The 24,490-nt window shown below is 63.7% G+C and carries 29 protein-coding genes; 12 read left to right on the top strand and 17 right to left on the bottom strand.

The annotated features are described in order from the left end of the window. The first annotated feature begins 5 nt into the window (after positions 1–5). Together HRV97_RS17505 and HRV97_RS15370 are read left to right on the top strand one after the other, a co-directional pair. A complete protein-coding gene (locus HRV97_RS17505; RefSeq protein WP_246248788.1) occupies positions 6–203 on the top strand; it encodes a hypothetical protein in 198 nt (65 codons plus the stop codon). A gap of 58 nt (positions 204–261) precedes the next feature. Next, complete coding sequence (locus HRV97_RS15370; protein ID WP_174195110.1) at positions 262–1,209, top strand: hypothetical protein; 948 nt, start codon at positions 262–264, stop codon at positions 1,207–1,209. A 60-nt stretch (positions 1,210–1,269) separates the two neighbouring features. Here the strand turns inward: HRV97_RS15370 and HRV97_RS15365 are convergent, their stop codons facing one another. The 3 genes from HRV97_RS15365 to HRV97_RS15355 form a co-directional block, all read right to left on the bottom strand. Further along, a complete protein-coding gene (locus tag HRV97_RS15365) occupies positions 1,270–2,301 on the bottom strand; it encodes a site-specific integrase (protein ID WP_246248787.1) in 1,032 nt (343 codons plus the stop codon). Positions 2,302–2,501: 200 nt separating this feature from the next. After that, complete coding sequence (locus HRV97_RS17880) at positions 2,502–2,900, bottom strand: type II toxin-antitoxin system VapC family toxin (RefSeq protein WP_174195108.1); 399 nt, start codon at positions 2,898–2,900, stop codon at positions 2,502–2,504. Next, positions 2,893–3,255 carry an AbrB/MazE/SpoVT family DNA-binding domain-containing protein gene (locus tag HRV97_RS15355; protein WP_223176898.1) on the bottom strand — a complete coding sequence of 121 codons (363 nt, stop codon included), beginning with the start codon at positions 3,253–3,255 and terminating at the stop codon, positions 2,893–2,895. Before HRV97_RS15355 ends, HRV97_RS17880 begins: the two co-directional genes overlap by 8 nt. Before the next feature lie 136 nt (positions 3,256–3,391). On the opposite strand from HRV97_RS15355, the gene HRV97_RS15350 reads away from it, so the two are divergent. After that, positions 3,392–4,060 (top strand): recombinase family protein, encoded by a 669-nt coding sequence (locus tag HRV97_RS15350; RefSeq protein WP_066516455.1) that lies wholly within the window; start codon positions 3,392–3,394, stop codon positions 4,058–4,060. A 530-nt stretch (positions 4,061–4,590) separates the two neighbouring features. Continuing rightward, positions 4,591–4,968, top strand: a complete 378-nt coding sequence (locus HRV97_RS15345; RefSeq protein WP_066516394.1) for a response regulator — start codon at positions 4,591–4,593, stop codon at positions 4,966–4,968. A 66-nt stretch (positions 4,969–5,034) separates the two neighbouring features. On the opposite strand, the gene HRV97_RS15340 is transcribed toward HRV97_RS15345, so the two are convergent. Beyond that, complete coding sequence (locus tag HRV97_RS15340; RefSeq protein ID WP_083949045.1) at positions 5,035–5,712, bottom strand: phosphoribosylanthranilate isomerase; 678 nt, start codon at positions 5,710–5,712, stop codon at positions 5,035–5,037. Between the two features lie 80 nt (positions 5,713–5,792). Continuing rightward, positions 5,793–7,355, bottom strand: a complete 1,563-nt coding sequence (locus HRV97_RS15335) for a DUF4403 family protein (protein ID WP_231923442.1) — start codon at positions 7,353–7,355, stop codon at positions 5,793–5,795. On the opposite strand from HRV97_RS15335, the gene HRV97_RS17710 reads away from it, so the two are divergent. Together HRV97_RS17710 and HRV97_RS15330 are read left to right on the top strand one after the other, a co-directional pair. Beyond that, on the top strand, positions 7,345–7,476 hold the full coding sequence (locus tag HRV97_RS17710) for a hypothetical protein (RefSeq protein ID WP_255210224.1): 132 nt from the start codon (positions 7,345–7,347) through the stop codon (positions 7,474–7,476). The genes HRV97_RS15335 and HRV97_RS17710 overlap by 11 nt on opposite strands. A 21-nt stretch (positions 7,477–7,497) precedes the next feature. Further along, positions 7,498–8,067 carry a DUF4142 domain-containing protein gene (locus HRV97_RS15330; protein WP_066516399.1) on the top strand — a complete coding sequence of 190 codons (570 nt, stop codon included), beginning with the start codon at positions 7,498–7,500 and terminating at the stop codon, positions 8,065–8,067. Positions 8,068–8,133: 66 nt separating this feature from the next. Here the strand turns inward: HRV97_RS15330 and HRV97_RS15325 are convergent, their stop codons facing one another. The 6 genes from HRV97_RS15325 to HRV97_RS17815 form a co-directional block, all read right to left on the bottom strand. After that, positions 8,134–8,685 carry a MarR family winged helix-turn-helix transcriptional regulator gene (locus tag HRV97_RS15325; protein WP_374297650.1) on the bottom strand — a complete coding sequence of 184 codons (552 nt, stop codon included), beginning with the start codon at positions 8,683–8,685 and terminating at the stop codon, positions 8,134–8,136. Then, positions 8,666–10,093 carry an efflux transporter outer membrane subunit gene (locus tag HRV97_RS15320; RefSeq protein ID WP_083949046.1) on the bottom strand — a complete coding sequence of 476 codons (1,428 nt, stop codon included), beginning with the start codon at positions 10,091–10,093 and terminating at the stop codon, positions 8,666–8,668. The genes HRV97_RS15325 and HRV97_RS15320 overlap by 20 nt, the downstream gene beginning before the upstream one ends. Next, positions 10,093–11,619: a DHA2 family efflux MFS transporter permease subunit gene (locus HRV97_RS15315; protein ID WP_114688868.1), complete on the bottom strand. Its 1,527-nt coding sequence runs from the start codon at positions 11,617–11,619 to the stop codon at positions 10,093–10,095. Before HRV97_RS15315 ends, HRV97_RS15320 begins: the two co-directional genes overlap by 1 nt. Beyond that, positions 11,619–12,857: an HlyD family secretion protein gene (locus HRV97_RS15310; RefSeq protein ID WP_114688869.1), complete on the bottom strand. Its 1,239-nt coding sequence runs from the start codon at positions 12,855–12,857 to the stop codon at positions 11,619–11,621. The genes HRV97_RS15315 and HRV97_RS15310 overlap by 1 nt, the downstream gene beginning before the upstream one ends. 33 nt (positions 12,858–12,890) lie before the next feature. Next, positions 12,891–13,217: a PaaI family thioesterase gene (locus HRV97_RS17875; RefSeq protein WP_202096533.1), complete on the bottom strand. Its 327-nt coding sequence runs from the start codon at positions 13,215–13,217 to the stop codon at positions 12,891–12,893. A gap of 74 nt (positions 13,218–13,291) precedes the next feature. Then, positions 13,292–13,705 (bottom strand): PaaI family thioesterase, encoded by a 414-nt coding sequence (locus HRV97_RS17815; RefSeq protein ID WP_165800952.1) that lies wholly within the window; start codon positions 13,703–13,705, stop codon positions 13,292–13,294. Between the two features lie 154 nt (positions 13,706–13,859). Between HRV97_RS17815 and HRV97_RS15295 the strand changes: the two genes are divergently transcribed. The 4 genes from HRV97_RS15295 (at position 13,860) to HRV97_RS15280 (ending at position 18,036) form a co-directional block, all read left to right on the top strand. Then, the gene (locus tag HRV97_RS15295) at positions 13,860–14,768 is read left to right on the top strand and encodes an MlaD family protein (RefSeq protein WP_225883561.1); all 909 of its coding nucleotides are present in this window, start codon (positions 13,860–13,862) and stop codon (positions 14,766–14,768) included. Between the two features lie 125 nt (positions 14,769–14,893). Then, positions 14,894–15,568, top strand: coding sequence for a TetR/AcrR family transcriptional regulator (locus HRV97_RS15290; protein WP_225883562.1), 675 nt, complete (start codon positions 14,894–14,896; stop codon positions 15,566–15,568). Beyond that, complete coding sequence (locus HRV97_RS15285; protein WP_116462998.1) at positions 15,568–17,181, top strand: ABC1 kinase family protein; 1,614 nt, start codon at positions 15,568–15,570, stop codon at positions 17,179–17,181. The genes HRV97_RS15290 and HRV97_RS15285 overlap by 1 nt, the downstream gene beginning before the upstream one ends. Positions 17,182–17,358: 177 nt before the next feature. After that, positions 17,359–18,036, top strand: a complete 678-nt coding sequence (locus HRV97_RS15280; RefSeq protein ID WP_225883563.1) for a sigma-70 family RNA polymerase sigma factor — start codon at positions 17,359–17,361, stop codon at positions 18,034–18,036. 519 nt (positions 18,037–18,555) lie between these two features. On the opposite strand, the gene HRV97_RS15275 is transcribed toward HRV97_RS15280, so the two are convergent. From HRV97_RS15275 to HRV97_RS15265, 3 genes are all read right to left on the bottom strand, one after another. Then, on the bottom strand, positions 18,556–19,407 hold the full coding sequence (locus HRV97_RS15275) for an SDR family NAD(P)-dependent oxidoreductase (RefSeq protein WP_225883564.1): 852 nt from the start codon (positions 19,405–19,407) through the stop codon (positions 18,556–18,558). Continuing rightward, complete coding sequence (locus tag HRV97_RS15270; protein ID WP_114688874.1) at positions 19,404–20,393, bottom strand: aldo/keto reductase; 990 nt, start codon at positions 20,391–20,393, stop codon at positions 19,404–19,406. Before HRV97_RS15270 ends, HRV97_RS15275 begins: the two co-directional genes overlap by 4 nt. Positions 20,394–20,747: 354 nt before the next feature. Continuing rightward, the gene (locus HRV97_RS15265) at positions 20,748–21,227 is read right to left on the bottom strand and encodes a DUF892 family protein (RefSeq protein WP_114688875.1); all 480 of its coding nucleotides are present in this window, start codon (positions 21,225–21,227) and stop codon (positions 20,748–20,750) included. A gap of 256 nt (positions 21,228–21,483) precedes the next feature. On the opposite strand from HRV97_RS15265, the gene HRV97_RS15260 reads away from it, so the two are divergent. Continuing rightward, entirely contained in the window at positions 21,484–21,672 is a 189-nt protein-coding gene (locus tag HRV97_RS15260; RefSeq protein WP_114688876.1) for a hypothetical protein, read from the top strand. Between the two features lie 6 nt (positions 21,673–21,678). Here the strand turns inward: HRV97_RS15260 and HRV97_RS17810 are convergent, their stop codons facing one another. Together HRV97_RS17810 and HRV97_RS15250 are read right to left on the bottom strand one after the other, a co-directional pair. Continuing rightward, a complete protein-coding gene (locus tag HRV97_RS17810; RefSeq protein ID WP_125945982.1) occupies positions 21,679–22,653 on the bottom strand; it encodes an HWE histidine kinase domain-containing protein in 975 nt (324 codons plus the stop codon). Between the two features lie 514 nt (positions 22,654–23,167). Beyond that, complete coding sequence (locus HRV97_RS15250) at positions 23,168–23,656, bottom strand: hypothetical protein (protein ID WP_241215551.1); 489 nt, start codon at positions 23,654–23,656, stop codon at positions 23,168–23,170. On the opposite strand from HRV97_RS15250, the gene HRV97_RS15245 reads away from it, so the two are divergent. Further along, complete coding sequence (locus HRV97_RS15245; protein ID WP_126015183.1) at positions 23,655–23,915, top strand: hypothetical protein; 261 nt, start codon at positions 23,655–23,657, stop codon at positions 23,913–23,915. The two genes, HRV97_RS15250 and HRV97_RS15245, sit on opposite strands and share 2 nt — an antisense overlap. On the opposite strand, the gene HRV97_RS15240 is transcribed toward HRV97_RS15245, so the two are convergent. Then, positions 23,896–24,261, bottom strand: a complete 366-nt coding sequence (locus tag HRV97_RS15240) for a M23 family metallopeptidase (RefSeq protein ID WP_246248793.1) — start codon at positions 24,259–24,261, stop codon at positions 23,896–23,898. The genes HRV97_RS15245 and HRV97_RS15240 overlap by 20 nt on opposite strands. Between the last annotated feature and the right edge of the window lie 229 nt (positions 24,262–24,490).

The following is a 24,490-nucleotide window of genomic DNA, read 5'->3' as shown; positions in this document are numbered from 1 at the left end:
GGCGTGTGGACGGCATCGAAGTTCGTCTCGCGCTGCGCTGCTTGCTCCCGCATTGTCCGGAACGTTGGCCGCTCGAGTTGTTCTGGGACGCTGCGCAGCAAACGAACGAGATCGGGCGGTCGCAAGGCGTTACCGCCGCCTTCAACGGCATTGTTCGTCAGCTTCGGCGGGCCGGAAAATATGAAGAGGTGACCTCTTTGTAATTGGGAGGCATCTTGCGGGCGAACACGTTGAAGGACGGGTGAGGGCACGAGCTGGAGAATGGCGATGTGGTGGGGAAAAAGGGGCAACCCGGAGGCTACTGAGGATCGCGAGTGGGCAGATGCGATCGCCGGCTGCCTAGCCTTGAAGCCGAACTATTACCCGGCGATCCACCCGGATAAGCACATCCCCTCGGCGCGGCTCGCGCTACTTCAAGACCTCGTGGTGCCAGGCCCTGATGCTCGTGACCACCCTGCGGTGATCGTCTTGTCTACCCTCGTCGAAGGCGGTGAAGCCTATGAGGCCGAGGTGCCGGTGCGGCTCATTCGTGGCGTAGCACAGTCTAAAGGTAAGATCGTGTTTGATTTGGGTCGGCTCCCCGAAACCATGGACTTGCTCGACAAAAGCAGGACGGGACCGGAAAGCTTCGGACCTTTGAACCGGAGACAGTACGCTCGTCTCTGCGGAGCCATCAAAAGGGAGTCTGGCGCGATCGACGAATCTGGGCGCGTGAAGCTGGACTTTCAGACCTGGGATGGGTGCTATATCGTTCGTAACTCTGGAGCAGCCAGACGTTTAGCGCTGTGGTGTCGTCTACAGAACTACTATCCGAAGGACATCAACGCGCCCGGCCCTAAGCTGACGGTGCAAGCATGGGTCACGCCAAAGGCGCTGAATGAAGCGAACATGTTCTTCTTCCGTGAGCATAGCCGTATTCTCTTCCTCATGCATGATCCGGCGCTTGAAGCCGCGATTGCACAGCTTCGTTCGCTAGACCCTAACTACCTTTATCTCCCGCCGGCTGTTCCACCGCGCGCAGACGATGCCGACCGTCCTGCGGCGATCGTGCTGCCCATGCTACATAGGGTCGCGCCGTCCCGGGTCGGGCAAAGCGTCCTGCTTCAGCATTGGGCGGCCGAACTCTTTGACGTGGGACGCTACCTCGCCGAGCGTTGTGCGACGTATAACAGCGAGAACTCGCGACTATTCTTTCCCGATCGGGACTGAGGCTGCCTCGCGCTCAGAGCCAATCTTTCTGCGAACGCAATCAAGTGGGTGGGTATTTAGTTAAAGGAAGCCGCTCCCCGCATGACCTTTGAATAACTCGGCATCCCGTACATATTCGGACAAGATCTGGACCGTTTTGTGCCGACTAACCTCCTGCATCTTGAAGACGGTAGCGCCTCGTGATGCGCTCTCCGTGAGGAACCCCGCTCGAAGAGAGTGTCCACCAAACTGTCGCTCGTCGAGGCCAGCCTTCCGGGCGGCCGTTTGAACAAGACGCGCCACGGCTCGATCGCTCGTCGGCTCATCGGTAAGCGTGTCCTGACGCGTTAGACGGCGGAAAAGCCATCCCTTGTCGTGGCCAGCCGCCGCCATCCAGGTGAGCAAGTGACTCTTCGGCCGAAGCCCGTTCCGCTCGAGAACGGGCACCTCGACGCCCTCCCGCTTTTGATCAGTCTTCGATCGCGCGATGAAGACCTTCATTCCCTCAGGCACAATCGTGATATCATCGGTAGAGAGCGCGACCAGTTCGGAGCGACGCATCGCGGCGGCCATACCTAGCGCTAACACTGCGCGATCGCGGACTGGACGCAGCCCATCGCCAGGATAGGCATCAAGCATGGCGCTCAGGATCTGGGCGCCGGCTGCGCGTTTTCGGGAGACCTTCTTTCCCTTCTCCGCGCGGATGCCGGCCATCGTCTCGCGCAAGCGGCCCGCATCAGGGCGAGCCGGCGGGGCGACAAAACTTTCCGCTCGGTGAAAGTGCCCAATCGCCGCAAGGCGGCGTTCGACGGTAGACGGCTTTATGCCCCGGTCGGCTTCGTAGGCGACGAAGCGCCTCACACATTCAGTGTTCGCCGGGAGCGCGCACTCGCCGCGCGCCTCGCACCAGGCGGTAAAGATCGCCCAATCGGCCATGTAGGCGCGCTGGGTGTTGCCGGCACGCGCAGCGCGGGCATAGGCGTCGGCGCGCTCGGTCTCATGATCGACGATCCCGGGCAGCATCGGCGCCGGGCGAACGACAAGATCTGTTGGTCCCGTGACGACGAGCGAGTGCGACGGTGCCAGCGGTTTGGGGTCGGTCGGGTCTTGCAAAGTCGGTGCGAGCCTCGGAAACGGGTTGCCGGTTTTCGGAAACTTCTTTCCGTTTTTGCCTGTAGGTTTCCCTGAATTGGTGGACGACTTTCGCTCCGTGGGAGCGTCCTGAAATGATGGACGTTCAACTAAAACAGTGGACGTCTGGTGCTGCGGTCTCTCTGTTCCGGCTAACCGTACCCAAAAGCACGAATGTGCGACTACTCTGCGTGTGGCCGAACGTTGGTGATCGTGATGCCTACATCGGCGCTCGCAAGTGGCGCGTCCGTTGTGAGCATCTCGGCTTGCAGGTCGATCGCCAAGGCAAGGCATGCCCGATCGCCGAGGGACAGACCGAGAGCCTTCGTCGCTGGCCGGAGATCGCCTACTATAAGTGCCTGGGCAGGAGTGAGCGACCGGACATCGAGATGCAGCCCGCCGAGCGCCTCACGCACCTCGTCGAGCGGCAATCCTCGGTCCCGTAGCTTGGAAACGACCTCTGCGAGGCTGGCTGTTCCGGTGATGCTGCGGGTCAGGACATCGACTACCCGATCCGCCCCGGGTTCATCGTTCAGAAGGCAGAGCAGGGCGGAGGCGTCGAGTACGACTTTGCTACTCACGCTCCGCCTCACGCCGACGCTCCGCGATCAGCTCGTCAGCCAAGCCGACGCCTTCGGGCACATACTTGCGCAGGATCGCGCGAGCACGCTCAAGTGCTTTAGGTACGGAACGTACCCGCAACTCGCCATCGTCCACATCGACGAGAACGGTATCACCCGTGGTGATCCCGAGCTCACGGCGCATTGCCGCCGGGATTACGAGCTTACCACCGTCCACGATCTTGACCCTCTGTGCTTCCATCTGCACCAAACCCGCTACCCTGACCTGTCTAACGGCCTTATACCGAAGAGCAAAGTCGGACGCCAGCGTGCAGGAAGGGGCCGATGCACGGCCGATCACCGAAATCGCGTTCATCGGTGATGGAGCAGCTACTTAGACCCGGTCCGCTTAGCTAGGCTACGTAGGACCGGTAGTTGCCCTTCTGAGCCGACCGCTGCATAACTGGCTCACAAGGGCGTACCTAACTAAGCCGGGCAGGAGTAACGACCACGTGAAAGGCAGCGAGGTACGGGCGGCGCGGGTGTACCTGCGGGTGAGCACGGACGAGCAGGATCTGACGCGGCAGGAGAGCATCGTTGCTGGCGCGCGGGCTGCCGGCTTCTACGTCGCGGCGGTCTACCGGGAGAAGGCGTCTGGCGCGCGACCTGACCGGCCGGAGCTGTTGCGCATGGTGGCGGACCTGCAGCCGGGCGAAGTGGTGGTCGCTGAGAAAATCGACCGAATCAGCCGCCTGCCGCTGCCGGAAGCCGAACTGCTCGTGGAGGCGATAAGGGGCAGGGGGGCGCGGCTGTCAGTGCCCGGGATCGTCGATCTGTCCGATCTGGTGGCGGACAGCGCGGGCGTGGCGCGCATCGTGCTGGAGGCGGTGCAGGACATGCTGCTGCGCGTGGCACTCCAAACAGCGCGCGACGACTACGAAACCCGGCGCGAGCGGCAGCGCGAGGGCATTGAGATCGCGAAGAAGGCAGGGCGGTACACCGGTCGCAAACCTGACCTAGCCCATCACCGCCGCATCGTAGGCTTGCGCGAGGCTGGTATGAGCATTGCGAAGACGGCTGAGCTCGCTGGGTGCAGCATCGCTCACGTCAAGCGGGTGACGGCGATCCATCGCGCTAGATCAGCACCGCCTTCAAGTGCGTCAGCCGACAACAGTAGGTAGCCAACTGCCGCCATAATCCTGATCGGTGATCTGACACGGGGTTCTGACACCTGCAAACCTTGGAAAGGCTGGGGCAGCGGGACGGCGTCACAACCGTCCGGTTGTGACACCCGAGCCTGCGGAAATTACTGCCGAACTTTGATTTCAAGGCAACCGGTTCACGCTATCGTATTTCGATGGCGATTGCCGCACCTTACCCTCCGAGCCGCATGGCCTCGCTCTCTGTCGCGGCCGTGCTAATCCTGCTGCTGGGTTACGGCGCGGCGTCATTGGCGGGCCTTATCGAGCGGTGGGGCGCGTCGCCGGGCGGATTGGGCGTGCTGGCAGGCTGGATGGCGCTGGCCGCGCTCGCGCTTCCTCTGATGCGTGCGCGACCTACACGGCGCGCGATGGCGATGCTCAGTTCTCATCGAGCGATCGTTGAGCGCGTACACCAGCGGCAAGACGGAAGCTGCATTCGATGCGGAAGGGTTCACGTTCACCCTCCATGCACGCCTTGAAGACGTCTCGATCAATGATGGAAACAATTAGTGGGCCAGCGTAAGCCGATTGCGAACAAGACGATCCTGATCGTGGAAGACGAAGCCATCCTCAGGTTCGATCTGGTCGACTTCTTCGAACATGCAGGTTGGAAAGTGTTCGAGGCCACGAATGCCGAGAGCGCCATCGAATTGCTCGATCGTCACAGGGAGATCGGCGCTGTTCTGACGGACGTCAACATGCCTGGGTCGATGGACGGCCTTGCACTCGCTCATCACGTGCGCGGGCGCTATCCGCCAACCGTCCTGTTCGTGGTGTCGGGCAACGTGCCCCTGGACAGCGAGGATCTGCCGGTCCGAACCGCGTTCATGCCCAAGCCGTTCGATCCGCATCGCCTGCTTCGCGAACTGGAGGCGGCAAGTCTGTGACGGGGGGCTAACCTTAACTGCACAGGACTCCGGCGGAGGAAGGCGTTCACGCCGGTGCCAGTGCCGTCACATCGCCCGCGCCATTTCCCGGTCGATCTGCTGGACCGCGGTGACGAAGGCGAACAGCTTCTGCGGGTCGAGCTGACCACCCGTCCGGACGCCGGAGCACAGGTCGACACCATAGGGGCGAACCTGCCCGATCGCTTCCGCCACGTTAGCGGCGGTCAGGCCCCCGGCAAGAAACACCGGCTTCTCGGTCGCACGGACGAAAGCGGCGCTGACCGCCCAGTCATGCGCGCGGCCGGTTCCGCCCAGCTCAGCGACCGGGGCGTTGGGCCTGCCGGAGTCGAGCAGGAAGGCATGAACGCAAGGCTCATAGGCCGGGATCAGCTGTAGCGCTTCCGGCCCTTCGACGTGGATGACCTGTATCCGGCGGACGTGCGGCTCCAGCGCTGCCAGCTTGCCCGACTCCGCGGGATCGATGTGCGACACGATCTGGACCGCCGACGGAGCGGTCGCGCGGACATGGGCGGAGATGGCGTCGGCGGTCGTCTCGGATGTCAGCAGGAAGGTGGCCACCGGCGGTGGCACGAGCGCCGTCACCTCTGCGATCGCCCTGTCGGAGATCGGACCGGGACCAGAGGGCATGCGTGCTACCAGCCCCAGCGCATCCGCCCCCGCGGCGATCGCGATCCGCGCTTCATCCGGCGAGGCGATGCAGCAAATCTTTATACGAGTTCTCATGGGATGGAGACATGCCGCCAGGCCGATGCAAGGGCAATGCGCCGGTCCGTGCCGGTTGCCGTCGTGAGGTCGGGCGTCCTCTATCGTGGAGCAAGGCGGATCGTGGCCGTGCCGCGCCCCCATACGGGAAGGTACACGCCTTGCCCCGCCGCCTTCAGCTGGCCCGTGCGCACGTCCGTGATGTGGGCGCGCACGATCAGGTCGCCGATCCGCTTCTCGTCGATCGCACGGGTGATCTTGGCGAGCAGCTCGTCGAAATCCTTTTCGAAGTTCTGCGTCAGCGCGGCGGACACGGTGCTGGAGATGCCGGGGGCGTTGACGAGCTTCAGAAGCAGGCTTGTTCGGACCGAGTCGGTCACACCTGCGACGGTGAGATCGTCAAACGCGACACGGCGATCATTGACGGCGTTGCGCGGCGTGGCGGTAAGCCAGATCGTGCCCCGCGAAGGCTCCCCGCCTTCGGCTGCCGCACTGAAGCGGAGCCCGACCGCGATCTTGCCGCCCGTCGTGCCGTAGATGGTCACCTGGTAAAACTGCGCGCGCACCGCACCGACACCGGGCACCTCGAAGGGGCGGCGGGAACGCTTCACCAATGCCTTTGCGAGCACCGGCTCCAGCTGACGATAGTCGGCGATGACGGGTATGGCGAACAGGATGCGGCCGGGTCCAGGCTGCATGCGCGTCATGGCGGGGAGCGGCTGGCGCTGCGGATCAGGCGGCCGATCGCCGACAAAGGTCTCCGTCCCCGCCGTCAGCCCCAGCGCCAGGTTCACCCGATTGCGCGAAATAGTGTAGCCTCCGTAGCTCAACTGTCGGGGAGTGATCCGCATCCACACCGGCGGGTTCGCCCGGTTCAGCTGGACGGAGGTGAACGCCGCGCCCCACACCTGCGCGATCTGCTCGCGCAGCTGCAATCTGCCGAGCTCCTGCGGCAGAGTGTGCTCCAGGCGCGCGACGACGCCGGCGAGCTTGGCGTCGGCCTTGCTGGTGAACTCGATACGCTGGCCCAGGAAGTCGACGTGCGGCTCGTCGGTCCAGTCGTAGGCGATCGATACCGTTGCGCGCGGCGACCAGTCGCCGGCGATGTCGAGCCTGGCTACTGCCCGAACGCGGGCGTCCGCCTCGGCTGTTTCCCGGCTGAGCACGCCTCCCACGTCCCGGGCGCTGATCGCGGCGTGAAGCGGCATGGTGACGGTGATCGTTTTGCCCGAGCCCTCCAGCACCAACGGCCCTCGGACTACGGTGCCCGTGATGCGGCACCGGATCGCGGGCGTCTTAATTCTCGCAAAGAGGATCTTGACCTTCTTCGGCGGGACGCAGGTCTGCTCCGGCTTGTCGATTGACCAAAGGCGACGCGGAACCGCCTTTTCGAGAGTTGCCGCCAGCTTGCCCAGGTCCGCGACGATCGGCACGTCGATGGTGGAGGTCTGCGGCGGTACGCTGATCGTGTCCTTCGCTCGCGGAGGCGCCTCGCGAGGAGTTCGGTCGCAGCCAGTGAGGATGGCAACGCAGAGCAGAGCGAACACGATCGAGGCGCGGGAGACGTCGCTTTTGCGCAAGGAAAACCTCGCAATTCGGTCTGCCGCTTCAGATTTCGACTTAACCGGCATTGGAACGGCTTCAAGAGCCGCCATGTTCATCATCGCCGCGTACCTCCAGACGTCCGAGCGGCCACCTCTCCAGCAGAGCGCCGAGGTGCGTCGCAAGAAAGGGAACCGTTCCGTTTCCTTATCGTTCGACCCGTTGATTTCGGTCAATGCCTGACAACACCAACGGAGAACCTCGATGAAGATTGCGATTGTCGCTGCGCTGCTCACCCTGGCGCCGGTACCAGTGCTGGCGCAGGCCGTTTCGCCCGCCACTTCGGGAACAATGACCAGCGCTGACGTCGGCGTCTCGCCGATCGCGAGCCAGAGCGGACCCAATTACGTGCTCGCTGCGGCCGATGCGAACCTTTACCAGATCAAGGCCGCGCAGCTTGCCGCGACGCGTGCGCAGAGAGACGACGTCAAGGCCTATGCAAAGCGCGTGCTGGCGGAAACGCAGAGCAGCCACAAGGCGCTGCTGGCGGCGCTGAAGAATGATCAGCGCACGATCAAGGCGCCGTCCTCGAGCCTGTCCGCCGACCGCGCTGCCCTCCTCAAGCTGCTCCAGAAGGCGCCCAAGAGCGCCTTTGACAATCTGTATCTGACGCAGTCCGCGCAGGTTCAGCAGGCCGCCTGGGCCGTGCACAAGGGTTACGCGCAGGACGGGACCGACCCGGCGCTGCAGCAGGTCGCCGGCACCGCGGTCCCGGTGCTGGAAAACGAGCTCACCACCGGCAAGTCGCTTACTCCCTCCGGGCTTGCAGGATAGGTGATACCCACCGGGCCAGGTCGATGAAGCCCCCTTTAGACCTGGTCCGGTACCTGTTTATGGCGATTATTGACGGGAGTGCAGCCTGCGGAACTGGTCCCGTGCTTCACCGCGCATGAGATGCTGCATTACGATCCAGTAGCCCGTGACGGCTGTCTCTCCTGCCGCCTGATACGCGTTCGCCATGTTACGCCTGAGCTCCTCGAACAGCGCGTGCTCGAGCGCACGTCCCTCGTCGGTGAGCGACAGCAGCTTCTGCCGTCGATCGCGCTCCCCGACACGTCCGCAGACTAGCCCGCGGTCTATCAAATCCCGCATTACCCTGCCGAGCGATTGCTTTGTGACGCAGAGAACGTCCAGTAGTTCGCTGACTGAGATTTCCGGGTACCTGCCGAGGAAGTACAGGGCGCGGTGATGCGCCCGTCCGAGGGTACGCGTTGCCAGCTCGGCGTCGGCATGCGCCAGATGGGATCTGTGGGCAAAGAACATCAGATCCATTCCTCCCCTGATCGCGTCATCACGCAGATACTGGGCAGGAGGCGGCAGAAGCGGAGCCGTCACGCGGTCGGTGCCCTCCCCTCGCATCGCTGCAAGACTGTCACTGCTGGCTCCATCCAAGTCCCATCGCCTTTTGGAGGGCGATAAAGGCACGATCAAGTTCGCCGGTCGCTTCCAGCACTGACTGGTCGGCAGCCAGCGCCGCGCGTTCGGCATCGATGGACGTGGTCAGCGGTATCGCTCCCTGTGCATATCGCTGCCCGGCATAGGTCGCTGACTGTCTGGCACCGTTACGGCTCGCGACAGACGAAAACAGGTTACGGCGCTGATTGCCGAAGCGGGTCAGGCTGGTTTCAGCATCAGACAGCGCGCCGAGAACCGCCTTGCGGTATTGTGCTTCCGCCTCGTCTCGGTCAGCCCGCGCCTGCTCGACCCGGGCACGATTACGGCCGAAGTCGAGAAAGCTCCAGCTGATCCGCGGCAGGAGCAGGCCCGCGACGCTGTCAGGATCAACCACATCGGCGATATTGGGACCACCGAGCCCGATGATCCCCATAATGCTGACCGATGGGAACTGCCGGGCGACGTTGACCCCGATCTGCGCGTTCGATGCCGCCAGCTGCCGCTCGGCTGCGCGAATGTCAGGCCGGCGTCGCAGCATCGCGGCCGGGTCGCCGATCGCGACAGTTCCTGGGATCATCGGGATCGGGGCAGGAGTGGACAGCAAGGCATCGTGTGTTCCGGGCTCGTCGCCGGTGAGCAGGGCAAGCTGGTCGAGCGTGGTCGCGATCTGTCCCTCGAGCGGCAACAGCCCGGCCTCCGTGCGGGTCAGCTCGGTCTTCAGCCGAACCACCTCGTCGCGCGACGATGCACCGCGTTGTTCGCGCTGTTGAAGCAGGGCGAGTGATCGCTGTTGAAGCTGCGCGGAGCGGCGAGCCAGGATCAGGCGCTGCTGAAGTTCGCGCAGAGTCACATAATTCTGGGCAACCTCCGCCGACAGACGAACCTGCGCATCAGCTTTATTGGCTTCGGCCGCCTGAGCCTGGGCCTCGGCACCTTCGGCAGCGCGGCGTCGCGCGCCGAACAGATCGATCTCCCACGATGCGTCCAGGCCGGCATTATAGAACTCGGCCCTGATACGATCGGATTGCTCGCCTTGCGTCGGCAGCGCGAGCGAGCCTGCGGGAAGATCGGCGACGATCGCAGTGCCTGACGCCGACACGGTGGGAAGCTGGTTCGCGCGCTGTTCGCGCAAGCTGGCGCGCGCCTTGCGGATGCGCGCCTCGGCGATCGCCACGTCCGGATTGGAGGCAAGCGCGCGGTTGACCAGGGTCGTGAGCTGCGGGTCGCCCATGCCTTCCCACCAGCGTGCGATAGGGAGCTGCGGTGACGTGACTGCCTGATCTGCGCGGCGAAATGTCGATCCGGAGCGCTCCCCACTCGCGACGCCCGGCGGCCCTCCATAGTTGGGCCCGACGACGCATCCGGTCAGGAGGGCGGGCAGAATGGCCCAGCTGAGTCGCTTCATCAGTGCATCGCCATCTGCGTGTCGGAGGAGATCGGGCGGAGGAACAGTGCCAGCGGCGTCGTGACCGCGATCGCAACGCCGAGCGCGAAGAACAGGTCATTATAGGCCATAACGGTGGACTGCTCCAGGAGTTGACCCGCAAGCTGCCGATAGGCGCCGGCTTCGCCGGACGGCATGGCCATAGCCTTCGCGAACCATTCCTGCGTGGTCGCTGCATTGGCCGACACCGTTTCGCCCAGCCGATTGAAGTGGAGAAAGGTCTGCCGGTCCTGGAGGGTCGCCATCATGGCAAGGCCGATCGATCCGCCGAGATTGCGCCCCGCATTGAACAGCGCGGACGCATCACCAGCATCCTCGGGTGCTACAGCGCTGATCGCTGCCTGGTTGAGGAACATCATGGCGAAGATCTGCCCGAAGCCCCGGACGAGCTGTGAACCCGTCAGGTCGCCCCCAGCCGACTGCGCGGTGAGGTGCCAGTCCATGGCGCAGCTGACGCCGATCAGCGTCATGCCGACGAAAACCGCCAGGCGAACGTCAAGATATTTGAACGCTAGCGGCAGGAACGGCATCAGCATCAGGGCGGGGATACCGGAGACGAAGACCACCTTGCCCGATTGCAGCGCGCTATAATCCGCCATCGACGAGAGGAACTGGGGGATGAGAAAGGTCACGCCGTAGAGCACGACGCCGATGATGAGGCTGAGGACGAATACGCTACCGAAGGAGCGGCTGAAGATCAGCGACAACTTGAGCACGGGATGCGCGGAGCGGACCTGTCCGATCGTGATGAGCGCGAAGCCGAAGACCGTGGCGATCGCGAGTTTCACGATCATGGCGGACTCGAACCACATCTCGCGCTGCCCCTCCTCGAGCATGACGGTGAGCGCACCCAGGCCGATCGCGAGTCCCGCGATCCCGAACCAGTCGGCATGGCGTAGCTGGTCGAGCCGCAGATGCTCGTGCTTGAGCCCGAACAGCAGGAGGAGGACAAGCCCTGCACAGACCGGCACATTTAGAAAGAAGGCGTAATGCCAGCTGTAATTGTCGGTGAGCCAACCGCCGATGATCGGCCCGAGCACCGGACCAAGGATTGCGGTGCCGCCGAACGCGGCGGTGCCGATCGGCTGCTGCGACGGCGGCAGCCGTGTCGCGATGATGGTCATGGCGGTCGGGATCAGTGCACCGCCGGTGAAGCCTTGGCCCACGCGGCCAGCGATCATCATCGGCAGCGTCGTCGAGATCCCGCACACGATGGAAAAGCCAGTGAAGCTGACCGCTGCCCCCAGAAGGAAGTTGCGCAGGCCGAACAGGCGCACGAGAAAGGGGCTGAGCGGTATCATGACGATCTCTGCCACGAGATAGGAGGTCGCGACCCAGGTGCCCTCGGTGCCGCTCGCGCCGATCTCGCCCTGAATGGTGGGCAAGGCCGCATTGACGATCGAGATGTCGAGCAGCGCCATGAACGACCCGATCGTGCCCGCCGCAACGGCGAGCCAGTCGCGCAGGCCGGCGCGTTCGGACGCCATCAGCGCGAGCCCTGCGTCTCGTCGCGCTTCAGCCGCTCGGTTTCCTGCTCGATCCGGTCACGACTTCCCTTTGCGCTGATCGTGTCGACCGTGACCTCGACCGACAGGCCGGGACGCAGCACCCGGCGCGCCTCCGGCCCGGCTTCAATGCTGATCCGCACGGGCACTCGCTGAACGATCTTGGTAAAGTTCCCGGTCGCATTCTCGGGCGGGATGAGCGAGAACTGCGCGCCCGTGCCTGGCGAGAAGCTCGCAACCCGGCCGCGCAGTTCGGCGCCGTCCAGTGCATCCACCTTGATGGTCACGGGTTGCCCGACGCGCATCAGTGCGACCTGGGTCTCCTTGAAATTGGCTTCGATGTAGAGTTGATCGACTGGCACCACCGACATCAGCCGGGTCGCCGGCTGGACATATTGCCCGGCCCGGACCGCCTTGTCGGCGACAATGCCGTCGATGCTGCTGCGGATCTCGACCGCACCGAGGTCCGTCGAGGCGCGCGCAAGCTGCGCCTGCGCGGTGCCACGCTGCGCCTCCGCCTGGCCGATGCGAGCCGCTTGCGTCGCGACACTACGACGGGCGGCGAGGTAGGCGGCTCGCTGCGCGCGCAGCTCTGCGGCGGTTCGATCACGCTGAAGGACAAGGTTTGCCAGACGCTCACGCGATTCCGCTCCTGTCCGAGTAAGGGGTTCGTAGCGTCTTACCTCGTTCTCTGCCGCTGCGGCGGCAGCCTCGGCGCTCGCAACCTGGGCGGCGGCCTGAGCGACAGTGGCCTGTTGTTCGTCAAGCGTCCGGCGCGCAGTCGTAATGTTGGCGCCGGCGGCGGCGATCTGAGCTTGCGCCTGTTCGACATTGGCGCGGTAGTCACGAGGATCGAGGACGGCAAGCAGCTGGCCGCGGCCGACAGGCTGGTTGTCGGCGACGAGCACTCGCTCGACATAGCCGCCCACCTTCGGTGAAACGGTCACGAAGTCCGCGCGCACATAGGCGTTGTTGGTCGACTGCAGGTATTGGCCGCTCGCGCGGTAGTTCAGGTACCAGACGACCGCCGCGAGGATGCCCGCAACGAGCGCGGCGATGAGGACGTAGCGGATGATCGGAAAGCGCTCGAGAAGCGAGGGCTTCTTTTCGCCATTCTTCTCCTCGGAACCGTCCTCTGACCCGGCTTTTTGCTGGGAATTTGCGTCCGAGTGGTCATGCGGCGCGTCGCCGCCTCGATCTTCAGCCTGCTCGTCAGCCACCCAGCAACCCTATCGTATGTAAACTAAGCCGTATCATAGTGTGTGTCGGTCGGCATTGCCACCCACTCTGATGGGCTCGTGCACAGCAAACTCAAGCTGCGCGAAGCATACAGCCGCGGGATCTCCGCGGCGGAATGCTTCGGCGTGAACGACTGCGATCCGACGCCCGACACGCCTGACCTTAGGCGTCGTGACAAGGGCATCGGGCCGAGCAGAGGCAAGGAACTGGAGGTTCACGCTGATGAGCTTCGGGACGTGCCCATGCGGAAGTTGGCGTGCAAGGGCACGCTTCGCTGCCACTTCGAGAAAGGATGCCACAGCTCCGCCATGCAAGGCGGGAAGGAGGGGGTTGCCGATCATGTATTCCACTGGCGTCAAAACAAAGGCGTCACCGCTCTCCGAAATCGTGGAGCCTAGCAGCTGCGCGAAGCCGCTCATGACCCGACAGCCCGATTGATCGAAAAGACGCCTTGGGCAGTCGCGATCAGGTGAGAAGGATCGGTATCCCAGACTTCGGTCCGTACGAACGCACGGTGCTCGGTGGCGTCGTAACAATGCGCCCACGCTGTCGCGGAGCATCTCGCCTCGGGGGACCGCACATGGTCCACCTTCAGGTTGAGAGTCGAGATTGCCAATCGCCTTCCCAGTCGGGACATTACAGCAACGCCGCAGGCCTGATCGATAAGGCTCGTCAACACGCCCGTTGCTAAAGTCTCGTCGTCGTCCGCCAGCTCCTCACGCCAACCGACACGTAGCGAGCTGAGGCCATCGCCGATCGAAACCAGCTCCAGGCCAAGCCTGTTGCCCCACGGTATGTCGCCTGGTTGCAGGCTCCAGTCTCCAGCCACGATTCCATCCTCGTCCTGATCAGGCCTTGCCAGCTTAAAAGGCCGCCTTTGCTCCAGCCACCTGGGAAACGGTACGGTTTACATATATGGTCCTGCTTCTTAATGGTTATGGTCTCGCATGGAAACGCGGTCGAACAAATTCCTGGTGCTCGTAGTGACCGGCTTTCTGCTTGGCACGCTCCTGATCTTCACCCTGTGGCTGTTTGATGCACGCGATGGAGACGGCAATCCCTATATGATCCGCTTCACCGGGAGCGTTGCCGGCCTGGAGAAGGGGTCGCCGGTGACCTTCTCGGGCGTACCGGCCGGTCATGTCACATCGATACGGTTCGATAAGGATGACCCGTCAGCGGTTCTCGTCACCGTCAGCCTTGACCCGCGGATCCCCATCGTCGCAGGCGTAAAAGCGTCGATCGCAAGATCGGCACTGGCCGGCACCGCGAACATCAGCCTCGACGGCGCTACATCTGGTGCGCCCCCGATCGTTGCGGCGAGCGACACCGAGCTTCCCGTCATTCCCGCCAAGGAAGGCGGGCTCCTTGGCGGCGGAGGGGACCCCGTCGCACTGGTCGAAAAGATCAGCCGCACCGTGGATTCTGTTTCTCGCAACCTCGACGCCGCTCAGCAGCAGCGGGCCAGCGATCGACTGGCGGCGCTTGCGGAAAGTTCCGCCGGTTGGGCAGACAAAGCCGGAGCAGCGTCCGATGCTCTCACCGGTGCGCGCGGCCGCGTGATTGCCGTGGGCGACGCCTTGCAGCGATCCCGCGACAGCGCCCAACAGCTGAGAGCGGCAGTGGACGAACGCAGCGCGACCGTTCTCGCGAGAGCGAACCGCACGTTGGTGAACGCTCGAGACGGAGCCGAGCGATTTGTGGCGCGCGTTGAGGCGGTTCGACCCGCGATCCGCGGCACGACTGCCAAACAGGCTCAACTGCGTGAGACCATTCGTTCAGCAAGGAACAAGGTCGGTGCTGTCAGGGATACGGCCGTTCGCATCGATCAGGAGGGACTGGGCGTGGGTGCTGCGTCTCTTCCCGTCTACAAGCCAACGTCACAGGATTGAGCGACGGCGATACAAAAGCACAGCCTTGGGCTGAGATCGAGCTGGCAGGCGAGCAAGCGACCCTCTCGGCGTGATTTCTCGTCAACCTGTCCGGATCAGGCTACCGTCGATCCAGGAGAACGAGATTGAGCGACAACGAAAAGAAAGGTCGGCCCAGGAAGATGGGCAGACCCACGACCGAGGATGCGCTTCGCCTGACCTCGCATATCCTCAAGAGCGCCCGCGAGATGTTCTTCGCACACGGGTTTGACGGCGCCAGTGCCGACATGATCGCCGAACAGGCGCGTATCTCCAAGCGAACCCTGTACGCGCGCTTCGGCAGCAAGGCCCGCGTGTTCGAGGCGGTGATCCTCGACGAGATCGATACGCAGCTGCGCGCGCTCGAACCTTCCGGCAGCGACGAACCCGACATCCGATCGCGGCTTCGCGTAATCGCCGATCGTCTGCTTGAGTGGCTGCTGACGCCGCGGATCACCTCCATGGAACGCGTCGTCATCGCGCAGGCCGTGCGCTTTCCAGCGCTTGCGGCAAACATCCACGACTTCGGCTACCAGCGGGCCGTGCAGTGGGTGGCCTCGATCCTCGCCCATGCCGATGCAAAGGGTGAGCTATCGCTGGCAGACCCGGTGTTTGCCGCCGAGCAGTTCGTCACCCTCGTAGTGGTCGCACCCATGCGCCGCGCAGCGCTCGGGCTGTCTCCTCCCGCGTACGACGATGCCGCACGTGATCGTATCTCTCGCGGTATCGACCTGTTCCTCGATGGCTGCCGTCCGCGCGAGGCGGATGGTTGCAGCGCCTGATGCCCACCACCGACGACGAACCTCAGATCGGTGAGCGCGCGCGCCTGGCCGAGCTCCTCCAGATCATGGGGCGCCATGGCTTCAACGGGCTCGCCTCGCGCCTGGGCCTGCTGCCCGGTCGTTCGGAGCAGCCGGTGGACGTCGGTACCCCCGAGCGGGTCGTCGCGCTGCTGCGAGACCTTGGACCCGTCGCGGTCAAGCTGGGGCAGGTGCTCGCGACCCGTGAAGACCTGCTCGGGCCGGAATGGGTGCGCGCGTTGTCGACGCTGCAGGACCGGGTGACCCCGCTGCCGTTCGAGGCGCTGGAGCCGACGATCCTGACCGCGCTTGGCTCCCCGATCGCGGACGTGTTCGCGAGCTTCGACCGCGAACCGATCGCCGCGGCCTCGATCGCGCAGGTTCATGGCGCCATCCTGCGCGACGGAACCGAGGTCGTGGTAAAGGTACGCCGACCGGGGATCGCGGAACGCGTCGATGCCGACCTGAGGCTGCTTCGCCGCATTGCGCGGCTCGCCGCGAGACACTCACCGGAGATCCGTCGCCTCAAGCCTGACGAACTGCTCCGGTTCTTCGCTGAGAGCCTGTCGCAGGAAATGGACCTCAGCGCCGAAGCGGCAGCCTGCGAGAGCATCGGCGTGTTCCTGCAGCCGCTCGGCGTTCGCACGCCCGGCTTCTACTGGGATCAGGTTGGTCGCCGGATCAACGTGCAGGAACGGCTCGACGGCGTGCCGGTCCGCGCGATCCTCGACCGAGCGGGTGAGGACGGGGCGGGTCAGGGCGCTGCCGACGTCGCCGGCAGATATGCCGATGCGGTGCTGCGGATGATCATCTTCAACGGCCGGTTCCACGCGGACCCCCATCCCGGCAACGTGTTTGTTCTGGCCGACGGGTCGTTGGCGTTCATCGACTTCGGGGCGGTCGGCGTGCTCAGTCCCGCCCGGCGGAACGAGGTTGTCACGCTCGTCCTTGCCATCGCGGGTGAGGACACACGATCGGTGACGGACGTACTGTTGCAATGGTCGGGCGAGACCGACGTCGATCGCCCGGCACTGACCCGCGACCTCGACGCGCTGATCGACCAGTTCCGCGGGGCGGTACTCCAGCAGATCGAGCTCGCCGACATCTTCGGCCGCGTGTTCGCGCTGCTGCGCACCTACCGCCTGGCGCTGCCACCCGACCTCGCCCTGCTGCTGCGCACCCTGTTGATCGCCGAAGGATTCGTGCGACGGCTTGATCCCGGCTTTGACATTGCCGCGCGCGCGGCACCGATCGCGCGCGAACTGCTGCGGGAGCGGATCGGCCCAGCCGGCCTAAAGCGTGGCGGACGCCGGCTGGCGACGAGCCTGGGCCGTCTGGCCGCCGCCTCGCCCGAGCTGGTGGCCTTCGCCGAGCGGGTTGCGCGGTCGGGTGCGCTGCCGATCGAATTGCAGGGAGGCGCGGTTTTCCCAACTCCGGCATCGCCCCGGCGCGCCGATCCCAACATTCTGTCCACCGGACTGCTTGTCGCGGGCGCGATCCTTCAGCGCGACCATGATGTTGTCGGCGCGATGTTGATGGCGTCTGCGGTGCTGCCTGCAGGCTGGGCTTGGTTTTCGAGCAGGCAGAGGCGCTGACTTCCTGCTGCCCGACCTTCCCACACCCGACTCTCCACCCTTACCCTTTCGCGCGCTTGTTCGGGTATCCGGCTCCTCGCTGAGAAGTGGAACAACCCACGAGAGGGGGCGTTTCCGAACAAGTAAACCAGGCGGTGTATAAACCGCACCCTGGTTCGATCGAGCGAGGGCTTTTGCGTGTCGGAACAACCGGATCACGAAGCGCATGTACCGGCTGAGGAGTTGTCTGACTTCGGTGCTGCACTGAGCGACTTGATGCCCAGGCTGGCGAGCTATGCGCGATCGCTAACAAGAAATCCCGATGCTGCACAGGATCTCGTTCAGGATACCGTGCTGAAAGCCTGGCGCAGCCGTGCGTCCTTCGAGGCCGGCACGAATTTGAAAGCTTGGACCTTCCGTATCCTTCGCAACTCCTTTTTGTCGCAGGTTCGTCGTAAAGGTGCGGGACAGGCAGGCGAGACCGCCGAACTCATTGATGTTCCGGTGGCGTCAAATCAAGAATCGGTCGTGACATTGGGCGATGTTCGCCGCCTGTGGCCGCGCCTGACACCCGAGCAGCAGCGGTGCATCCAATTTGTCGGGATCGAGGGTTTGAGCTACGAAGAGACAGCCACGATCGAACAGGTTCCTGTCGGTACGATCAAGAGCCGCGTGGTGAGAGGGCGGCAGATGCTGCGCGCACTCCTGGATCAAGCGAACGTCGTGCCAGCCAAGGGGACAGCATCCCGGATCCTGTCGGTCGATTCGTCCCCTCGGTATGAGCCGTCGCGCGTTGATGATGAACACTCAAAGCAGATCGAACTGCTGCGAAGGTGGCGCGCGGAGCGTGCGGCCGCTCGCTGCGCCGTCGGATGACTTTCTTAGGATCCACCAGATCCCGTTTGTGTCCCTTCCGTTTCAGACCCGCGATGAGCCCCCGTGGCGCCACGAGTTAATGATGGCGCGATGGAGTCGTCTCGCGAGTTTGCCCGTTAATCGCTGCCAAACAGGCGATTTTCCCTGGATCATGTATTTTCGTTAGCATTCACCTCTGATCGTTGCGCCCTGGTTACAAGCGAGCAGGTGCTACGGGAACAGATCGTCCACGTTTCGGTTCGACGGTCGATCCTGCAGCGACCGTCGAATCTCGCTCGCGATCGTTACCGCGGAGTTATGCCTCGTACCTCGACGAGCTTGATGCCCACAGAAACCTCTTCGCGGTCGAGCTCAACGCCATCACTGTCCGGGAGCAGCAGCTGAACGCGCTGGTTCGCGTCTGGGCGTCGCTTGGGGAAGGTGGGGCGATCGGACGATTGCGGATCGTTCGGCGCTGCCACGCTGGGCACTACGCGTCTGGACGACGCTGCGATCGTGAAAGGACGCGGTCTCGGCTGGTCAGGCGAGTTCTGCCCCGTGGCTGTCCTGCCAGGCGGCATCCTCGATCGCGTCATGCCCCGGCTCGCCCGCCGACTGCGCCCCCGTCCACCGCCAGGCATCCAGCCGTTTGCCCGTCACCGTCGCGGCAGCGTCGGAGCAGAGCCAGAGCAGCGGCGGGACCACGATCTCGGGCGACAGCAGCCCGGCGCGGGCACTGTCCGGCAGCCCTTCGGGGATCATGCCGGTCAGCGTTGCGCCCCCTGGCAGCAGCGCGTTCACCGTGATGCCGCTATCAGCAAGGTCCTGCGCCCAGATCGCGGTTTCTGAATCCAGCGCCGCTTTGGACGGGCCATAGGGCGAGAAGCCTCTGCGCCGCATCGTCTCGCGGTTCATCGAGACGTTGACGATCCTCCCGCTGCCTCTCTCCAGCATCGCCGGGACAGCCGCGCGCGCCATCAGGAACGGTCCGTTGACGTTGGTGTCGATCACCAGGCGCCAGGTGTCGGGGGCGACCTCCCAGAATCGGGTCGGTTCGGTCAGGAAGGTATCGCTTACATACTTCATGCCGCGCCCGGCGTTGTTGACGAGGATGTCGAGCCGGCCGAACCGCGCGACCGCTTCGCGCACCGCCGCGGCACAATCCGCCGCCCGGGTCACGTCGGCGAGCAGCGGCCGCACCCGATCGTCGCCGCATTCACGCTCTGCCTCCTTTGCGACCGCCTCGACTTCGGCAAGCTCGCGTGCAGCGGTGGCGATCACCCGCACGCCGGCCTGCGCTAGCCCCAGCGTCATGGCGCGGCCCAGCCCGCGACCGCCGCCCGTGACGATCGCGACTTGGCCGGCGAGCCCGTGCTCCTCGGGCGCGCTCACCTGTTTAGCGCCTGCATCTGAGGTGCCGCGTAACGCTCGCCCGCGGCAGCCCCCCTTGGCGCCGCGTAATCAAGACGTTCCAGTTCTTCCCGGCTCAGCATGACGTCGAGCGCGGCGACATTCTCCTCCAGATAGCGGCGGCGCTTGGTGCCCGGGATCGGAACAATGTCCTCGCCTTGTGCCAGCACCCAGGCGAGCGCGAGCTGGGACGGCGTACAGCCCTTTTCCCGCGCAAGCGCCTCGACCGCGGCGACAAGCTCCAGGTTACGCTGGAGATTGTCGCCCTGGAATCGCGGACTGTGCCGGCGATAATCATCGGGTGCGAGGTCCTCCACCCGCCGGATTGCGCCCGTCAGGAAGCCTCGGCCAAGCGGGCTGTACGGCACGAAGCCGATCCCCAGCTCCCGAATGGTTTCCAGGATCTCGCCCTCCGGGTCACGGCTCCAAAGCGAATATTCGGTCTGGAGCGCCGCGATCGGATGAACGGCGTGCGCGCGCCTGATTGTTGCGGGCGCCGCTTCCGAAAGGCCGAGGTGGCGCACCTTGCCCTCGCGGACCAGATCGGCCATCGCACCCACCGTGTCCTCTATCGGCGTGTCGGGGTCCACACGGTGCTGATAAAAGAGATCGATCACCTCTATTCCTAGCCGGCGCAGGCTCGCTTCGCAGGCCGCTCGGACATAATCGGGTCGCCCGCACACGCCCCTGAAGCTCCCGTCCTCGTCCCGGACATTGCCGAACTTGGTCGCAAGCACGACCTTGTCACGACGATCGCGGATCGCGCGCCCGACCAGCTCCTCGTTACGGCCGACGCCATACATATCGGCCGTGTCGAGAAAGGTCACGCCGAGTTCGATTGCCCGGTGAATCGTTGCTACCGCCTCGGCGTCGTCGGCCTGTCCGTAGAACTCGGACATACCCATGCATCCCAGTCCCAGCCCCGACACGCGCAACTCACCGCCCAGCGTTCGTTGTTTTACCGTCATTGTTGATCCTCTCGTCTTCGGGCGAGTGTGCCAAGTCTGGGCCCGCTTCCCATTGTGCAAATCAGCGATTGTGGCGAACTCAGCGGCGCCGCTCACTTCTTGTTCCGACCGGGACTCGGCCGTCCTGATACCGACATGCCACACGAGCCGGCCGACTGGCGGCGCGCCCTCGGCCTGTGCAGTTCGTGTGGTACAACCTAGCGCGCAGTCCTGGCTTCGAGGCGCTTACCAGCCGTATCCATGATCATTGCGTTCCAGGCGAAAGGGCAGGGGCACAATCACCCACTGCTCCTTCGCCTTGCTGAAACCGTTCGATCCCGGACGAGTTCTGAGGCCGTTCGAAACGCTTGTCGCTCAGTTCCCGCTTAGCAGCTGTTCGGCGAGTTCGGTGTGCTTGGCGTCCGCCTCTTTTGCCTCGTCCGCGCACGCCTTCATGTCACGCGCCACGTCCTCCATCCCAAGGTGTCCGCAATAGCTCGCCATCGTGCCGAAGGATGCGACCCAGTAGTGCAGCGCCAACTGTCCGCTTGCAATAATGCCGAGGTCCCGTGAGGTGTCGTCCGCAGCCTGTTGGCGGATCCTGCGACTTACTTCGTAATGGGCTTCGAGCACGGGGTTGTCCTGCTGCTCACCCGACCCCGTCTGCTGGACAGCACGCTCGATCTTATCGGCCCACTGCCGGGATGCCCGGTTTCCTTCCTCGAGCGCCGCTTTCAGGGCCGGGTGGCGGGCATCATTATTGACCTCGTCGGTTGCCTTTGCAGCCACATCACTGCCGGCCTTCATCGCAGCCAGTCCCTGAACTACGAGCTTCTGCAGATTGTCTTTTTCCATGGAGCCTCATCCTCATCCTGCGGCCGGCTCGAACGAAGAGCGGCTTGTTCATTAACCTTGAAGGCGATTGAAGTTCCGTCGGAACACGAGGCGGGAGTATGGACTATACCCTTTGTCGATCGCGGATGATCGCCTGGGGAAGGCACCGGCGTCGGAATGAGTTAGGAACCGCGCGCCCACCTGAGCAATCGTCGCCAACGTGATCGTGGAAACCTTGGCAAGAGCTCTTGCGTTCCCACTTGAGAGGAGCAGAACTATGAAAGAGGTACACGACGCCCCTTCGGAAGCGGAGGCGAACCACGGCCTGGTCGCAGTTAAAGGCCCGGATGCCGTCGACGTCGTGATGACGCCAAAAGCAGCGTTGCGTACGGCCGAGCGGATCAGCAGTGCTGCGGTCGAGGCGCTTGTCGAACAGAACCTCAGCGAACCGGGCGACCGTCACTAAAGCAGTTCAGGCCTGAAGCGCAGCGACGGGTGCATGAAGCGACCAGATCAGCCCGGTTGGGAGGTCATCGACGCCTCCAACACCGCCTAGCCGCTTTGGGGTGGCGACCTCGAGCAAGCGTTCACTCCATGTGCAAAGCGGCGTCCTTACTTGCGGACCGTCACGTTCTGCCCATTGAAGCCAGATGTGCGGCTGGTCCGTGACGTTGACCTCCCAACGTAATGACACGTATCCGTCTTTTTCACTTAAGGCGCCGTAGCGCAGCGAATGCACCTCCAGCTCGTGAACAGCGAGCGCAAGGGCCGCCGCCGTGCTCGGTCCTACCGGAACAGGTGAGCCGACGATGCGAACGCGACTACGACCCCCTTCGGCAAGCGCCAGCTCGACCAGTGTCTGAAGATCGGTGACGTGGGCCTCGGGTTGCACGATCAAGTCGCTGATCCTGCTGAGCATCGCCACCCGGGCTGACAGCTCTCGGCCCTTCTCAAGAAGAGGCTCGTCGCCGTCCAACACCTGATTGGTCGTCGCTGAGACGATGGTGAGCAGGTTTCGAAGAACATGGCGAGCGCCATTGACTGGCATGAAGCCATTTGCTGGCGGCTGACTTTTGGAGGGCAGACCGAGCCCCATCACGACCTTTTCGTACGGAACCTTGAGCTGCACCTGCGAGCCATCAAGGAAGCGAATTGTCGTCGCGAAATCGTCGCTGCACAGGTGCGACACGGTAGCGGGATTGATCGCAACGACTTGGCCATCAGCCAAGCCAAAGGTGGCGAGCGGCGTAGCCGCGTGCGGGCCGGGAGAGACCAGCTCCATCATTGAGGACCGCGGTGCCATGTCGGTCGCATTCGGTACGGCGACATCCAGCGCCTCGGAGAGACGACAAGCAAAGAGGCTGCCGCCGGCGTCAACGCCGTCCAACAAGCTCAGCGCTCTCCGAGCAAGAACGGCCGCCGTTCGCTCCGCTGCCTCTTTATCCACGACGATCCTCTTCCATTCGATCTGCTCTGTGGCCCCGCTTGTAGCCCCGAGCTTCGTTCCGCGCTCAGGTCTCAATCAAATCGCCTGCTTCGCTCCCTGCCGGCATTCTCCGCGCGAGCAGAGGCCATAGCTTTCGAGAAGAGTTCCCGGAACACTCGCCCGGCGAGTGCCGGATTGTGCCGGTTCATGTTCTCTGACATTCTCTTGATCAGGCCGCATTGTCGCACCTGCGGGATAGAGGAGAAGCGCAACAAAAGGAAACCGTTCCGTTTCAACGTGGTTCCCGCCTTACGCAGCCGACGGGTGTGCCGCGACGAGGAGGCGCTCATAAGTGCTGCGCTGTCGCGTCTCTTAAATCTCGTGCAGGAACTGGTCTGTGCGTCCGTCAACGCGGCTGAGGTTCAGCCGACGACCAGCGGATTTCCTCGCCGGATCCTCCCTCTCACACCGCACAACACGCGAATTTAACATAATCTATGTTATCGATCTTGCGCGTTTGCGCTTGCCAGATCGTTTACCAGAACTCTCGACCGCCGCGTATTTCACGCCACGCATTGTCCCACTTCACTCCAACCTCGCTACTGACAGGTCGAGATCCAGGCTCAAATTCGGTCATCGCGTCATCGATGTGCTGCGATGGCGCTCCTGAATTAAACGGTGCGATCCGGTGCCGTCGAAGGTGCCAGACATAGGCCTTCTCGTGTTCGCTTGCCGGCTCGGCCCGTCCCCAAGCCACGTCCTGAAATTGGCGCTGCGCAGCGCTCCTGGGTCGCCGCTCGCGCAGTCGCAGCGCCTCGTAGAAACCGAGATGCGCTGCCAACAGCTCCTCGTACCGAGCAGCGATGCGAGGATCCTCTACTGCCTCCTTCGCCGTCATCGCGCGTCCTGCAACGTCGGAAAGAACAAATACGGAAAACCGCTCGCTTAGTTCAATACGGTCTGCTACGCTTTGCAAGCGTAAATCGCGCCTGGTTAAGCCGATTGGTGCAGGAGAAGCGGCCATGTTGAACCATGATACTGGTCAGATGGACTGGGATGCCGGCCGCGCTCAAGGGCCAGCATTCCCCGCCTCGTCCTTCTCGGTGAATCCAGACAATCTTTTCGACCCCTCTACCCCTCGTGGCAGAGAGCTACTGGACGAGGTTTACCCATCCAGCACCGCTGATGTGGAAAACGAAGTGTCGCCGCACGCACGTTGGATCGTTGCTGCCGTGCTGATCGTCATGTTTATCGGCCTATTCCTTATTCCTGGGCATTCCTAAGCTGGAACCGCTTGGGGTCGACCGGCCTGCCATCCTTCCAAAGCTCGTAATGAAGGTGCGGGCCGGTCGACTTGCCCGTGCTTCCCACCCGACCAAGAACTGAGCCCGCCTCAACGTTACTACCTACCGGAAATGCCGACCGGTCCTGCATGTGGAAGTATTTGCTTTGCGACCCGTCGCCATGCTGCAGAACTAGGTAGTTCCCAGCACCGCCTCCTTGAAAGTCATTCTTCACCACTCGGCCGGACGCTGGCGCACGGATTTCAGTGCCCAGCGCTGCCGCGATATCGACGCCGCGGTGATGATGCCCCGGCTGCCCGGTTACCGGGTCGATGCGCCCCCCCATGTTCGAGCTCAACCGTCCGGAGATCGGCAGCGTTGCCCGCTCTCCCCGCGGCAGCTCGTAAACGTGGCTTGTTCCCTGGCCCATGCCTAGCGTGTCGCGCGCCCAATCACGCGCCCCCTCGACGCCGGGGAGCGTCGTCGGGATCCACGCGTCTGTCAATCGGCGTCCAAAAAGGACCCCCTATCGGCGTCCAAAAGGGACCCCGTTTGTCGAGCGGTGTGACGGGTAT

Origin of the sequence: Sphingomonas hominis, from assembly GCF_013328205.1 — a bacterium.
Classification (GTDB): domain Bacteria; phylum Pseudomonadota; class Alphaproteobacteria; order Sphingomonadales; family Sphingomonadaceae; genus Sphingomonas; species Sphingomonas hominis.
Note: the sequence above shows the minus strand (reverse complement) of the source record. Positions and strands in the feature narration are given on the sequence as shown.